Raw genomic sequence first — 15498 nt, 5'->3', positions numbered from 1 at the left:
CGGAATGGTTAGAATGGCTGGCGTTCAGAATATGCAGAAACTTTTGCTCACGACCACATGTCAATTTGCAGAACGCTCGTCCACAGGGATCGGCAAGAGTCGACTTCCAGCTTCGGCTATGCGTGTCGTAAAGCCTGTGATGATCTGTATCATATCATTAGCCTGTTTGTCACTGGAGAAAGTGTCTGCGTCCACTCCAGCCGAACGAGCGACTGCGCAGTCGCTCCTGAATCAGATAAATGCGGCTATTGTTGCTGGTGCGCCGAGTGTTACGATTGCGCCAGGCGACTACCGCATCGGCTCCTCATCGAACACCATTCTGCCGATCTACGGAGCTAGCGATCTAACCATTATCGCTGATGGCGTGAATCTGATCGCCACCGACTTGAAACAGGTGATCAGTTTTGGTGGTGCATCCAATGTTACTTTCCGCGGTGCGACTATCGACTACGACCCACTACCTTTCTCACAAGGAACTGTCGTCAATATCAGTGGCTCAACATTCGATGTTGAGATTCACGACGGCTACAAGACCGTGACTGGCAATCAACGAGTCATCGTTTATGATCAGGCGACCTCCCGTGTAAAAGACGGCACGGTCACTCGCTACGGCACAGGGATTACCTCTCTAGGAAATGGTAATCTGCGGTTAGCTCGAGGTAACACCCAAGACGCACTAGCCGTGGGCGATTATGTATCCATTACTGGAGATACACTTATTCCCCATGGCGTACTCTTGCAGGATTCGACGAACGTTACACTGCAGGACGTAACTCTGCATGCTTCCACAACGTTCGGTTTCTTTGAAAACGGTGGTGGTGCCAACGAGTACCACAACGTCCAGGTAGTGCCTGGGCCGTTGCCGACAGGTGCTTCCGTACCTCGTCTACTTTCAAGCAACGCGGATGCGTTTCACAGCAAGAACACTTCTGTGGGGCCGAAGATCATCGGCTCACATTTCGCAAATCAAGGTGACGATGGAATCGCCATCAACACCGATTTTCACCTCGTTGGCTCCTCGAACGGCACCGTCTTAGAGGTCGGTGCCAAGACGACTTACGATCAATTGCGATTTCAAGTCGGCGACCGAGTCCGAGGCTTCAATGTAGATACCGGCGAAGTCACCGAAGCCATCGTACAGTCGATCACCAGAGACCCGTCACTCGACAGCGGCTTGACGAATATCCGAAACACTTATCTACCGAGCGCGGTTAACCCACTGAACGTAGGCTATCGGCTGACACTTGATCAGCCTTTGAATCTCAGCCCGGGCGATCTTATCGCAAGCCCTGATCGCAATGGCAATGGGTTTGAAATTCGTGATACCACCGTAGAGAACCACCGCGCGCGTGGAATTCTCATAAAGGCGTCCGACGGATTGATAGAGAACAACCTAGTCGATGGTAGCTCGATCGGCGGGATAGTCCTGGCGCCTGAGCCATTCTATTGGTCAGAAGCCGCCTTCACCGAGAATGTAATCATACGTGGCAACACAGTGATGAACACGAGTCGACAGTTCGGTCAGCCGGGCCAGACACAGGTTGCCGGCATCGCGGTCACAAGCGACTATGGATGGGTGGGACGGAACCACTCGAACATCCTCATTGAAAACAACGTCGTCGACAGCGTTGCGGGACCAGGCCTGATCGTCAGCCTGGCCGATGGCGTGCAGGTCAACTCGAACCAGTTCATCAACACCCACGAGATCTATACGAACAACGGCACGAGTGTAGCGGTCGACCCAACCGCGGTTGTCTGGGTCGATCGCGCCTCGGACGTCTCGTTCTCGGGCAACACCGTTAAGAACCTGGGCTCCTTCGGGGATAACCTCCTTCGCGCGTCCGCCGCGACTGGCGGCCTCAGCGGTGAGGACACGGGAATCCGACTGATTCACGACGAGCCTTCGTTGACGATCGCCAACTACCGCGACGACTTCCAGTTCAACAGCCCAGCGGCAGGTTGGCAGTACCTATGGAACTCGGGAGGCCCCGTCGGGGACCCCCTCAACTACACCCCGCTCGTCTCGGCCGGCGTGGACTACACGTCGGACGGGTCGTCGACTCCCACCCCTAATCCCGCTGCATATGCCCGGCTCGGTCCAGAAAATGGGCATCCGGGCCTCGGCTCCACTCAAGGTGGTGCCTCGGGCATCGCGCGATCGGTGATTGCCTCATACACTGTCACCAGCGACGGCGAATACGCTATTCGCGATAGTTTTATTCGCTCAGAAACTAACGGTACCGAGCTGGACGTGCTCGTACACATTAATGGCGATGCGCCGACTCACTACGATTTCATTGAGTCAGGGGCTACGGCTTCGTTTGACACTGGCCTTGGCCAACTCAGATCGGGCGACACGATTTACGTTACCATCGGGCCCACTATTATTGACGCTAACGACTTCTTCACCTTTGATTTCAGTATTGATATGTTCGTGACCGCAGGTGACTTCAACGGTGATGGGAAAGTCGACGGCCGTGACTTCCTCACCTGGCAACGCAACCCCGCAATTGGCAATCTGGCTGAGTGGCAGGCGAACTACGGCATGCCGCTTGTCGCCACTTCGGCGACCGTGCCCGAGCCGGGTGCCTTTTTGCTCGCACTCGCGTCTGTCCTGCAATTGGGTCGAAGTTCGATCCTGCGTCGCTGCACTCGACGGGGGATGCGGCAGTGAGACAATCCCGCCAACGGAGTCGTCGCATAGTCTGCAGCGTTGGATTCCTGGCGACGCTGCTTCTTTGCTTCGTTCGCCCAGCACAGGCTACCCCTCCCCTCCCGGGCAATACAGTGGGCTTGATATTCGATCTTCAAGCTTTCATTGACGGCGAGATAGCCACTGGCCTCAGAAGGGTGGTTGTACCCCCAGGCCGCTATCGCGTTGAGCCGACCAACGGCGTTCATCTGCGGCTGCACGATATTGAGAATGTGGAAATTATTGCCGACGACGTCGAGATGATCTGCACTCAAACAACGCGTGCTGTCGACATCGAAGGCTGCCGCGGCTTGACTTTGCGGGGACTATCGATCGACTACGATCCATTGCCCTTCACCCAAGGGCGGATTGTCGGTTTATCCGCTGATAAAAGCGTCCATGAGATCGAGATCCTCGAAGGCTACCCGCCCGCCGATACTGCCTTCGACTTCAAGTACCAGGTGTTTCGGGGCAGCGACCTCGAATTGCGCGGCGTCGACTACTACGACTTGGATGTCGAGGCAGTGAGCAGTAAGCGGCTCCAAGTGCGGAAGACAGCCCTCGGCCCCATAGCCCTCGAGCAGGTGGGCGACATTGTAGCCATCGGCTCACGCAACGCTCGAGGCAGTGAGCTCTCGCATGCCGTCTACTCGAAGGATTGTGAGGATTTGCACCTAGACAAGATTACCGTTTTCGCGTCCAACTGCTTCGCCTTTCTCGAGATCAATTGTCACGGCGTCACCTATGAGCGGTGCCGAGTCAAGAAACGAGACGCAGGCGGCGATCCGTGGCAACGAGACCTTCCTCGACTGCGATCGGCGAATGCCGATGCCTTTCACAGCAAACGCGCTTCTGCAGGCCCTAGGATCATTGAGTGCTACGCCCATTATATGGGGGACGACTGTGTCAATATCTGTGGCGACTATCACCTAGTAACATCATCGAAGGACACGAAGCTGCGTGTGCTCGCCAAGCAAGGAATGGATATCGTCGAGGGAGACCTTGTCGAACTGGCTAGTTTCAATGGTGTCTCACTTCCCGACGCCAGGGTTGTCTCTATCCAAGAGCTGGGAGCACTGACGCCTGGCGATCGGTCGCTCGTACAGTCTTTTAACCTGCATCAATCTTTCAAGAACCACGAAGGTGGCAGTTTAACGAAAGTCTTCGAGCTGACTCTCGACCGTGCTGTCACACTGGCAATCGGTTCCCTGGTCTCGGCACGCGGGCGCCAGGGGCAGGGATTCCTCGTTGCTGAATGCGACTTCGGCCACGTACGGTCGCGGGGGATCTTGATCAAAGCCAGTGACGGCGAGATCCGTGATAACTCCTTGACCAAGTGTCGAATGGAGTCGATCAAGGTGGCCCCTGAGTACCACTGGTTGGAGGCGGGATCGTCTTCCTATGTGCAAATTCTACGAAACAGCGTGTCGGATTGCGGAGGTGTTGGCATTGCAATTTACGACTGCGGCTGGGATGGAGAGTTCGCTTCCGGCATTTCACATCGAGGCATCTCCATTATCGACAATCGGATCGTCAACTCTCCCTTACCGAATATCCTCGTGACATCGACGAGCGATCTCATAATTACGGGCAATCATTGTCTTTTGGGAGGCACCGTCATTTCTGCCCAAGACGAGCTGATTCGACTTATCCAGGACTTCAAACGTCTCGAACAATCAATCCTCACACTTCACTGTCAAGAAGTCACGATGCAAGGAAACCGAGAGCAATGATTTTTTCCAGAAATACTAGCCATCGAACGATCACCTCCATGATCCTCGCCTGGTTGATTGTCTTTGCTGCAACCGGCACGCTCAATGCAGAAGAGCTCAACATCGTCGACTTCGGCGCGCGGCCTGACGACGGTAGTGACGACACCCGCGCCGTCAGGAAAGCGATTCAAGCCTGCCAGGCGCAGGGTGCGAAACGGCTGGTACTCCCGAAGGGGCGATACGATTTCTACCCCGAGTTCGCCACCGAGATGTATTTCTTTATTAGCAACAATGACGAGGGGCTAAAGCGAGTCGCTTTTCCACTCGTAGAAATGCGGGACTTGGTCATAGATGGCCAAGGGTCAGAGTGCTGTTTCCACGGTTTCATCAATCCCTTCATCCTCGACGGGTGTCACAAGATTACTCTGGAAAACTTCTCTGTCGATTACGCCCGCCCTTTCCACAGTGAGGCGATCATTCTCGGGCACGACGCGGAGGGAATGGATGTGGAGATTCGAGAAGGATTCCCCTACAAGGTGCATCGAGGGACCCTCCTTTTCACTGGCGGGCAAGAAGAAGACGGCCCCCTAACCACCGTCTCCCAGGGCGAGATATACGGGAGCTCCCATATGTTAGAGTTCGACACCGAGAAACGCGAAACTGCCTACCTGGCCAATGACTTCTACTTTAGCCCCGTCAACGGATACCCGGCCAAGAAGCTCGACGGGCGCAAGGTGCGGATTCGGGTTCCCGAGCTTGAAGGTGTTCCCGGTAATACGATGGTTTTCGGACCAAACCATCGCAACTTCCCCGGGTTTGTGGTTTCTGATTGTGCGGATGTCTTATTCCGCAACGTCACCATCCACCATGCCGGCGGCATGGGCATACTCGGCCAGCGCACGCACAATGTGACGGTCGACCACTGCAAGGTCACTCCTTCCCACGGACGGATGGTCAGCACCACCGCCGACGCTACCCATTTCGTAAATTGCACCGGCAAGATTGCCCTGACGCACAACCTCTTTGAGAACCAGAAGGACGACGCCACGAATATCCATGGCATCTATGTGCAAATGGCTGAACAAAGCGGCAGCGACGAGGTGATTGTCAAGCTTAAACACCATCAGCAGCACGGCTTTGACTTTCTCCGGCCAGGGGTTCAGGTTGAACTGGTGCATGCCAGGAACATGATGACCTACGCTACTACCACGGTGAAAGCAGCTGAACGCCTCAACAAGGAATGCACAAAACTGGTTCTTTCCAGTCCTCTGCCCGACGAATTCCAGCCCGACGACGTCCTGGCCGAGGTTCTCGCCGACTCGGAGGTGACCATCGCGAACAACGTCGTCCGCAACAACCGAGCGCGCGGCGTGCTACTCAATTGCCGCGGCAAGACGATCGTCGAGAACAATTACTTCCACACGCCGGGGGCGGCCATCCTCTTTGCGGGCGACTCATCTTACTGGTTCGAGCAGGGTGGCGTGCGCGATTGCGTCATTCGCAACAACACCTTCGACAATTGTCTATTCGGCGTGTGGGGCAAGGCGATTATCGACTTCAAAGCGGGTATTCGCGAGGACAAGGAAATCAGCCGTTACGACAAGAACATTCGCATCACCGGCAACTCGTTTCGCGTGTTCGACCAGAGCACTTTGCTCAACGCTTATTGCGTGGATGGCCTTATTTGGAACAACAACACAGTGGAGCGGACCAACGCTTATCCATCCCGCGATAAACCTCAGCCTCCTTATGTGATTGAGTTCTGTGACAACGTCACAATTGATGGAAAAGCCTACCAGTAAAGCCTGATCCCTTTAGGCCAGCCACTTCACGGAGCCTTCCGAGCCTCTAAACACGACTGTACAATGTCGGCCCCGGTACCTGTTGTAGAGCAGTCTATTAGTTTTCCGCTAGCTACCGGTAATCGCCCCAAACGAGAATGCATCATTCGGGACGAGGGGGGGGGCCCCTTTCATAGCGACCTTACGAGCCTATACCACTGTCTCAGGGGGATCCCTATCAAACCGCCGTTAAATTGTCTCAGATTCGGTCCAAATGGAAATTTGGACCATGGGCTTCTACGGGCATCTTGCTGCGCAAATTGCAGATCTTCGCACCTGCAAGACTGAAACGACGCAGTGACATTAAACGCTAAATGACAGAGGTAGTATTCACTTCTTTCACTTCGGCGAACGGTCAACTGCAAGAGGATGCATCAGCCTGTGCAGCTAGGGCTCTAAGCGAACTGACAGAGGTGTCCTCGTGGAAAGGAGACCTCTGCGCTTACGCCGACTCTCCAAGCTGCAGCGAGTGGTCCAACTTCAGTGAGTTTGACTTTTTTCAAATTTCAGTCGGTCGAGATACCGCCGCAACCATCAAAACGTCTTTTTCTGTCTGAGGTCGTGAACGCCGCATGCAGCGCGGTGCGATCTTAATCGGCGCATAGCGACCACTCAAGCAGCTACATCTCGCGGTGAGCGTCGTCATTCGAGCAGGCATTTCCCGATACTGCCGGGGGGCCGTATGCCAATCTGCTAACCAGAGTCCTTTTCCTCTACCAACTCATGTCAGTCTTGCGAAGTAGCGCGCTTCAAAGTCGCCAGCTATATTGGCGCTCATGAGAGACGTCACGCACATTCTTCAATAAAGCAATAGGGTCGCACCGAAGCAAGTACCGACCTCTTTCCGGAGGTCTACGCTGAACTGCGCCGTCTGACGGCTGCAAAGATGAAGCAGGAGCGTGTCGACCACACGCTCTCCTCAACCGCTCTGGTGCATGAAGACTACGGGAGGCTGGTCGATACGGACTCCCCACCCACCTAACCTGGCACGCGATTCGCGGTAGATACCAGGAAAGGTCTGACGACGAACGGCTGCTGAAGAATTGGTGCGAGCGGTTGCGCTGGGTGTGCGGAAACGCACAAAAGAAGTGTGTCGGTAAAAGCACCGCATGGTGGCTGACGGCGTCGCGAAGACTTGGCCACATTTTGCCAGAAGAAGATTGTCAACTGCATGACGGACGTCACGCAAATCCTGTCGCAAATCGAATCGGGCGATCCTTCGGCCGCGGATCAGCTCTTGCCACTGGTCTACGGCGAATTGCGGAAACTGGCGGCAGCCAAACTGGCCCATGAAAAGCCGGGGCAGACGCTGCAGGCGACGGCACTGGTTCATGACGCCTATATCCGACTCGTGGACGTCGAAAAAGCACAACACTGGGATAGTCGGCGGCACTTTTTCTCCGCGGCGGCCGAGGCAATGCGCCGGATTTTGATCGAGAGTGCACGACGGAAGGCCCAAGACAAGCGCGGCGGCGGCTTGAATCGAATCGACCTGAGCGACGCTAGTCCGGTCAATGCAATTACTCCCGAACAGATTGTGGAAGTCGACGACGCCCTCGCCCAATTGGAGCTCAATTCCGCCGAGGTTGCCACGGTATTCAAGTTGCGATTCTTCATGGAGTACTCCGTGGAAGAGGCGGCGGAAATGGCCGGTGTGTCGCGCGCAACCGCTTATCGACATTGGACTTTCGCTCGTGCCTGGTTGCTCCACGAGTTAGGCGTTAAAGAGTAGCGGCCTGTTCGTGGAATTTCTTATTCGGGGCGTGAGACAAATACGCCTTCTACTTCGCATAGATATACAGAGGCAAATCAAAAAGGTCGTGCAATGGCTGTTGAATTCGACAGATTGATGTCCGTATTTCAGGAGGCTTTAGAAGAGCACTCTCCTGAAGAGTGGGATGGGTTTGTACGGAAGGCGGCGGGAGATGATGAGGATCTTTACCGTAAGGTAAGCCAACTTCTTCATGCACATGTCCATGGAAACAGTCTTTTCGATAAGCCGGCGATGTCCAATCCCACCATCGACCACCCGATGACCGAGCAGCCCGGCACGACCATCGGCCCCTACAAGCTGCTGCAGGAGATCGGCGAAGGGGGCATGGGCGTCGTGTTTATGGCCGAGCAGTCCGAGCCGATCGAGCGTCGCGTCGCGATGAAGGTCATCAAGCCGGGGATGGATACGCGGCAGGTGATCGCCCGGTTTGAGGCCGAGCGCCAAGCACTGGCCATGATGGACCACCCAAACATCGCCAAGGTGTTTGATGCCGGCAGCACAGACACCGGCCGGCCCTACTTTGTGATGGAGTTGGTCAAAGGGATTGCAATTACTGAATACTGCGACCAGCACCAACTCTCGCCCCGTGAGAGGCTGGAGTTGTTCTTGCCAGTCTGCCAGGCAGTGCAGCATGCGCACCAAAAAGGAATCATCCACCGCGACATCAAGCCGTCTAACGTGATGGTGGCCCACTACGACGACCGGCCCGTTCCGAAGATCATTGATTTCGGGGTGGCCAAAGCCATCGAACAGCGGTTGACCGAGAAAACCGTATTTACCGAGTTCGGCCAAGTTGTTGGCACCATCGAGTACATGAGCCCCGAGCAGGCGCGGCTCAACCAACTCGATATTGATACGCGTACCGATGTCTATTCGCTAGGCGTCTTGCTGTACGAACTCTTGACGGGAGAAACGCCCTTCGACGGTAAGCGACTTCGCAGCGCCGCCTTCGACGAGCTACTCAGAATCATTCGCGAAGAAGAACCGCCCAGGCCAAGCCTGCGGCTGAGCACCAGCGAGTCGCTCCCCTCGATCGCCGCCAACCGGCACCTTGAGCCCAAACAGCTTAGCGCCCTGGTCCACGGCGAGTTGGACTGGATTGTGATGAAGGCGCTGGAAAAGGATCGCGCACGGCGGTACGACACAGCTAGCAAGTTTGCCGAGGACGTGCAGCATTATCTCAACGACGAAGCGGTCGAGGCCTGTCCGCCGTCGTCGGCTTACCGGTTTCGCAAGTTCGCGCGGCGGAACAATGCGGTGATGGCAACGACCGCTGCCATCGCGGCCGCACTACTCATCGGTACCGGCTTGGCCACATGGCAGGCAATTCGAACAACCCAACAACGCGACCGAGCAGTGATTGCTGAGGCGACGGCTGAGGAAGCAGCGGATCGGGCTAATTCGGAGGCCCAACGTGCCAACCAGCAGTCCAAGAAGGCTCTCACCGAAGCCGACCGCGCCGACGAGCAACGCCGCGTCGCACGCCAAGAACAGTACTACGCCGAGATAGTGGCCGCTCAGGCGGATCTAAAGGCCAACAATATCAGCAGTCTGCAACGGAACCTGCTGGGCCATCTGCCGCTGGGCGACGAGTCCGACCTGCGAGACTGGGAATGGTACTACCTCTGGTCCCTCTGCCGGCCGGAAGAGCGCTCCCTATTTCATTCCGACCATTGGCCCCACATCGCCTGGAGCCCGGATGGCGAGCTTATCGCCGTCGCGGGCCAGATATGGGAAGCGGACACCGGCAAGTGCGTCCGCGTTGTCGAACCCTCCCGAATTGCCCAAGTGAAAGTTGCCTGGAGCCCCGACAGTCGACAATTTGCTTGGGCGACATATCCCGATGACCGAACCCTATACATTTGGGATCGGATGGCCGATACGGTTCGACCGCTGCGTCACGAAAAGCCTAGCCCAGGTGATCATGAGTGGACGAAAGCCACCGTCATCGGCGTAGCTTGGAGTCCTGACAGCCAATTCGTGTGCACAGGCGGCAGGGACGGCGTACGAATTTGGAACGTCCAGACCGGTTTGGAAACCAGGAGGCTCTCGACGAACGACGATAGCGAACCAGACGTTGCCTGGAGCCCCGACGGAACGCAAATTGCTGCCATCAGCGGGCAAAAGGACACCTTTTTGCGTGTATGGGGCGCTGCTAGCGGAGAGTTGCTCAATGCAATTCATTCTGCCAAGGAGGCCAGTTCACTGGCCTGGCATCCGGATTCAAGCGTCCTGGCGGTTAACTCCGGAACTCACGTGTATTTGTACTCCGCTGTCGACTGGCAAGTCGAGTCCGAGCACGACTTTCTTGATAGTGTCTCCGAGGTGGACTGGATTTCCACGGGCACCCAACTTGCGGTTGGTCATGGCACCACGGTCACGATCTGGGATGTGGGACTGCAGCAATCGACAGCGGATTTTTACGGTCGCAGCAAGGTCCGGTCGGTCTCTTGGAGTCCAGACGACCATCGTGTCGTCTCGATCGCTGAAAACGGTGACATCAAGATCTGGAATTTGGACGCGCCCCGTCAACCGCTAGTCATCTCAACCCAGTCAGCCATCAATTCCCTCTCCTGGCTGCCAGACAACAAGACGTTGGTGACCACGGATGACGCGAAGGGGGCGTTTTGCTATTGGGCTTTGGCTGATAACCCTCTCCAGACAGAAGAGACTGGCGTCGTGGACGGACTAAGAACATTCAGTCCGGACCGGCGACTTGCGGCGGTGGGGCCACAGACTGACGGCAACCAGGAAATTCGGGTCATTGAGGTACAAACGGGCAACCAGCGTGCAACGATTCAACTCGAACCGTCGCACGGATTGCGGTCGTTAGCGTTCTCGTCCGACGGTAATCGACTGGCAATTGGAACCAAGTTTACGGACAAGTTCGTCCTTAGTTTTTGGGATATTGCCCGCGCTAGTTTTGTCTCTAGTTGGAAACCGCGATGGTGGCAAAGCGGGATACGGCAAATTAAATGGTCGCCCGACGGCCGTTATGTCGCCGTTACATCATCGGGAGACCTAGGCGACAGCGAAAGGGTGGGTCACGTACATCAGCTTCACGTCGTTCGGGTAGTCGATGGTCAACGAGTGCTCAAACATCGTCCCGCCGGTGTCAACGTTATGGGTGGCGGCATCTTGTCTCTGGCCTGGGCCGACGACTCAAGTAGGATTGCGATCGGGTCGGACTTGGGATTTGTTGAAGTACTTGATGTCACTACGCAACGCGTGGTAACGAGCAACGAGACATTTTCGAGTCCCGTGACTTCGATCGCTTGGTGCCGCGGCGATCTGCGGTTCGCATGCGGAGCAAACGACGGATCGGTCAAGATCTGCTCAGCCGTCGACGGCAAGGACGTACTCACCTTGGACATTCCTGACGATTACGCAACGCACCTCGCCTGGAGTCCCGACGGGAAACGGCTCGCCGGAGCCACGCAGAAGGGCGATATTCATATCTGGGACGCTGCACAAGGCTACGATTACTCCAGCGGTGGAAAGCGCAGCAATGACCTGGCCATCGACTACTATCAACTGTCGAAGAGCCAGTTTGGACCGTACAACCAAACGGCCTTACGGAGATTCCTCGATTTGGCGCCCGATGAGCTGGGGTTTTGGCGTTTTCGAGGAGATGCATTCGGTGGACTGGGCCAGTTTGACCGGGCCGCGGAAGAGTATGCGAAAGCAATCGGAGCGGACCTGAAATATGCGATCTTCGCCGGTATCCGCCGCGCCTATGCGTTGCTGGGAGCCGGCGAGATGGAAGCCTTCCGCGAGCAGTGCTCGTCGATGACCAAGGAGTTTGGTACCAGCGAGGTACCGTCCAACCAAAATTCCGCTGCCTGGCTCTGCGCACTGTCAGACAATCCTCCGATCGCCCCGCCTGAGATCGTACGCATGGCGAAGAAGCGGGAGTCCGGTCCAGAAGAGGAGATAGCAGACGACTTTACGCTGACCTTGGCCGCCAGCCTCTACCGCGACCGGCTGTTCGACGAGGCCGCGCGGTTACTCAGAGAACTGGTCGAGCGGAATCAGGGCGGCGATCTACTCGACCGCTATGAGCTGGCGTGCAGCGAATATCTTTTTGCGATGACGTTGCACGAACTGCACGACGAGCGGCAGGCCTCCACGTCCCTTGCCGCAGCAAACCGTCACGCGACAGACCTGCAGCACATGAATCCGTCGTGGCAATATACGGTGGTGCTCGACACACTCCGGCGCGAGGCGGAAGCCCTATTCGAACACGACGAGACCGAGGCAAGCGAACAGGAAGAGAGTCCAACAGAGAAGTGAATCGACCTAGAAAGTATTAGAGCGAAACTGCTTGTAGCAGATTCGAAAAACCCGGCCGGTGAGCCAGTAGCGCGAACCACCACTCACCGGCCGGTGCCGCATGCCCGAGCGCACGGTCCGCGCACCCGGGGCGATGGCTGTTTTATTGTACTGCGGACCGCTTACCGTGAAAGGAGAACTACCATGTTACTCTCCAGAAACGCCGCGCTGATCATGATGGCCGCCACCGCTGCGTCACTGCTTTGCGTCGCACCGACTCAGGCAAAAAAACCAGGCAATCCGGGCGGAGGAACGCCGTCGTCGTACGAATTGGTTGATCTGTTGGGATTTGACAACGGCGGCTTAGGGCTCCAGAGTTATGCAGATTTCGTTACCAATCGAAACTTAACCGGTGACATCCTCATCTACGGAAGATCGTATCAGCGCTACCCGAATGCCCCATCCGATCCTCACCCGGCACTGTGGCATGTCGACAACAATGGGAGTTTTCCCAGCACCGACCCAGTCAATCTTGGAACACCGTCGTTTGCGTGGGAAGTAACCCCGACCGGCATCAACAGCTTTGGAGTCCGCGTTGGAGGGACGAGCCGGGCTTTAGAACAGGACGACCAAGGCAATTGGGTGTCTCCCGGATACGTGGACGTGCCAGGCATTTCTTACCAAGAAGTTCCCTCGCCAACGGGTCGAAACACAAATCCCTCCGCGATCAACGACGACGGTGTGATGGTCGGGACGTACGACATCGTGCATGATCTGAATCATCGGGAAATAGTGGGCAGCGTCTGGCAGGTGCGTCACGACGGGACCATCGACGACCCAGTCAGTCTCGGCAACTTCTATCCAACCGACATCAACAACTCTGGTGTGATGGCCGGCAGCTACGAAGGATACGCGGCAATCGCTTGGTTTGAAGAATCTGAACTCGCGATACAGCAACTGAACAATTCCCTGCGTTACCTAGGTTCAAATATCAATGCAATCAACGACTACCCTATCGGTGACGAGCGGCTCACAGTTGTGGGGACTGCGCGCGCCGACGAAACTGGAGATTACAACGCCCCAGATCGAGGCTTTGCGTGGAGACCGTTTGATTCCGCTGATCCCACGACCGTGTTAGGAACTCTGGGAGGTAGAACCAGCGACGCGCTCGACGTGAACAAACTTGGCCAGATCGTTGGTTGGTCCGACACGAAACGACAAGGCCAACAGGCCTTTATCTACTCCGACGGGACGATGTCGAACCTGAACACGCTGGTCGACGCGGGAAACGCAACCTTGGGACACGCGAACGGAATCAATGATGACGGTGACATCGTCGGGTTCATGGGAATTCCTCGGCCAATCAGCGAAGCACGAGGTTTCTTGCTGCGGCCCATACCGGCGGCCCTGTCCGCCGCCTCCGTTCCCGAACCATCGACGGCCACATTGTTGATAGTCGCCTTCGCTGGAATTCTGTATTGCACCACGAATTCGCGGCGCGGGCGAACGTGTGTGGGCAGCAACAGATACTTCAGAATTGTATTGAACCGGGCCGCATGCCCGAGCACACGGTCCGCGCGCCCGTGGCGATTGCTTCTTACTGCACCGCGGACCACTGACTACGAAAGGAAAACGAACATGAAACCTTACATACTCTCCAGAGCGATGCTGGCGATTTCCGTGGCCGCGCTAATGGTTTGTGCCGCGCCAGTATTAATTGGGATAGTCACAGCCGACACGTTCGGCAGCGGGCTGAACACGTTCGACATCGAGTTTGTCACGATCGGAAATCCGGGCAACACTGCGGACACAACGGGTAGCCCAGCCCCAGTTGGTTCGGTTCCTTATGAATATCGCATCGGCAAGTTTGAAGTCTCTGAGAACATGATTGACAGGGCCAACGCCCTAGGAGGACTGGGTATCACTAAAACCACTCGCGCACCGGACAAGCCCGCGACCGGAGTGACTTGGTTTGAGGCTGCCCAATTCGTCAACTGGCTCAACACGAGCACGGGGAATATGCCTGCCTACCAATTTGGTGCAGGCGGCTTCCAACTATGGCAGCCGGGCGACGCCGGCTACGATGCCAACAATCTCTATCGCAACAGTTTGGCGCGGTATTTTCTGCCCAACGTTGACGAGTGGTACAAGGCGGCCTACTACGACTCAAGTGTTGGAGTTTACTACGACTATCCCACTGGAAGCGATAGCGTTCCAGACGGGATTGATTTTCCGGGCGATTCGGCGTTTGACGCTGTCTTCTTTGATGGCGGTTCCAATCCGCAGCCGAACGACATCACCGATGTAGGCGTGTTGAGCCCCTACGGTACTGCCGGACAGGGCGGCAATGTTCATGAATGGGAAGAGACCGATTTGGACCTAGTGAATGACTCAGCTTTGTCTGCTCGCGGCCTTCGTGGCGGCGACTATGTCAATGTTTCTAGCAGCCTGAAGTCGCTCGATCGGAATAACAACTTACCGACCACCGAGACAAGCAATGGTGGGTTTCGCGTCGCACGTATCGCCATTCCCGAGCCAAGTTCGCTGCTGTTGGGAGTGTTGGCTGCTGTGGGTTTCGTCTTCAGAAGGAGACAATTTTCAAAGTAAAAGGAAACTCGGTTGTAGCAGACCAAGAGACCGGCCGGTGAGGCAGTAGCGCCAACCACTTCTCACCGGCCGGGTCGTCCGCAAGTGTCCCTGAGCCCAGTTTGCTGATGTTAGGAGCGTTGGCTGCTGTGGGTGTCGTCTTCAGGAGGAGACGAGTTTCAAAGTAAAGTAAGACTCGGTCGTAGCAGATCAAGTGACCGGCCGGTGAGGCGTCACGGCGACGTAACGCTCTCACCGGCCGCGTTATGTGCAAGCGTCTCTGAGCCAAGTTCGCTACTATTAAGAGCGCCGGCTGCTGTAGGACTGTTGCTGCGGAGATGGTCGCTACGGTGGTGCCGTAATGTTGCTTAGGGCACGTAGGGCATGGCGAGTCCCAACAACTCCTACATTTCTCAAGAATCCGATATAACGACCGTTTTTCGGAACTTTCGTGTCTGACGAGATACTCGTTCAAGCGAGCTGAGGACGCGCCCTACTGCAACGTAACGCCGCAGAGGTGTGACCACCGCTGTCAATTCGCCATCGCTCAAACTCGCCGCGGGTGCATCAACCTTCCTCCGGAACAGATTTTTCAAACTCGCAGCGGTGTCTCACTCTGAG

General features: G+C 56.1%; 6 protein-coding genes and 2 pseudogenes. All 8 read left to right on the top strand.

What is annotated here, in order from left to right; all coding sequences use genetic code 11:
- Positions 1 to 13 precede the first annotated feature (13 nt).
- On the top strand, positions 14 to 2674 hold the full coding sequence (locus Pla144_RS07885) for a right-handed parallel beta-helix repeat-containing protein (RefSeq protein WP_197530484.1): 2661 nt from the start codon (positions 14 to 16) through the stop codon (positions 2672 to 2674).
- A complete protein-coding gene (locus Pla144_RS07880; protein WP_146449785.1) occupies positions 2671 to 4425 on the top strand; it encodes a right-handed parallel beta-helix repeat-containing protein in 1755 nt (584 codons plus the stop codon). Before Pla144_RS07885 ends, Pla144_RS07880 begins: the two co-directional genes overlap by 4 nt.
- Positions 4422 to 6206 carry an alpha-1,3-galactosidase-related protein gene (locus tag Pla144_RS07875; RefSeq protein WP_146449782.1) on the top strand — a complete coding sequence of 595 codons (1785 nt, stop codon included), beginning with the start codon at positions 4422 to 4424 and terminating at the stop codon, positions 6204 to 6206. Before Pla144_RS07880 ends, Pla144_RS07875 begins: the two co-directional genes overlap by 4 nt.
- A gap of 865 nt (positions 6207 to 7071) precedes the next feature.
- Positions 7072 to 7227 (top strand): annotated as a pseudogene (locus tag Pla144_RS07870) (ECF-type sigma factor); the annotation flags it as partial.
- A gap of 189 nt (positions 7228 to 7416) precedes the next feature.
- The gene (locus tag Pla144_RS07865) at positions 7417 to 7977 is read left to right on the top strand and encodes an ECF-type sigma factor (protein WP_146449780.1); all 561 of its coding nucleotides are present in this window, start codon (positions 7417 to 7419) and stop codon (positions 7975 to 7977) included.
- A gap of 117 nt (positions 7978 to 8094) precedes the next feature.
- The gene (locus Pla144_RS07860) at positions 8095 to 12312 is read left to right on the top strand and encodes a serine/threonine-protein kinase (RefSeq protein ID WP_197530483.1); all 4218 of its coding nucleotides are present in this window, start codon (positions 8095 to 8097) and stop codon (positions 12310 to 12312) included.
- 183 nt (positions 12313 to 12495) lie between these two features.
- Entirely contained in the window at positions 12496 to 14898 is a 2403-nt protein-coding gene (locus Pla144_RS07855; protein ID WP_146449775.1) for an SUMF1/EgtB/PvdO family nonheme iron enzyme, read from the top strand.
- A gap of 83 nt (positions 14899 to 14981) precedes the next feature.
- Positions 14982 to 15065 (top strand): annotated as a pseudogene (locus Pla144_RS25495) (PEP-CTERM sorting domain-containing protein); the annotation flags it as partial.
- Between the last annotated feature and the right edge of the window lie 433 nt (positions 15066 to 15498).

This window comes from Bythopirellula polymerisocia, assembly GCF_007860015.1.
Lineage (GTDB): Bacteria > Planctomycetota > Planctomycetia > Pirellulales > Lacipirellulaceae > Bythopirellula > Bythopirellula polymerisocia.
This window is presented reverse-complemented; position numbering and strand designations above follow the sequence as displayed.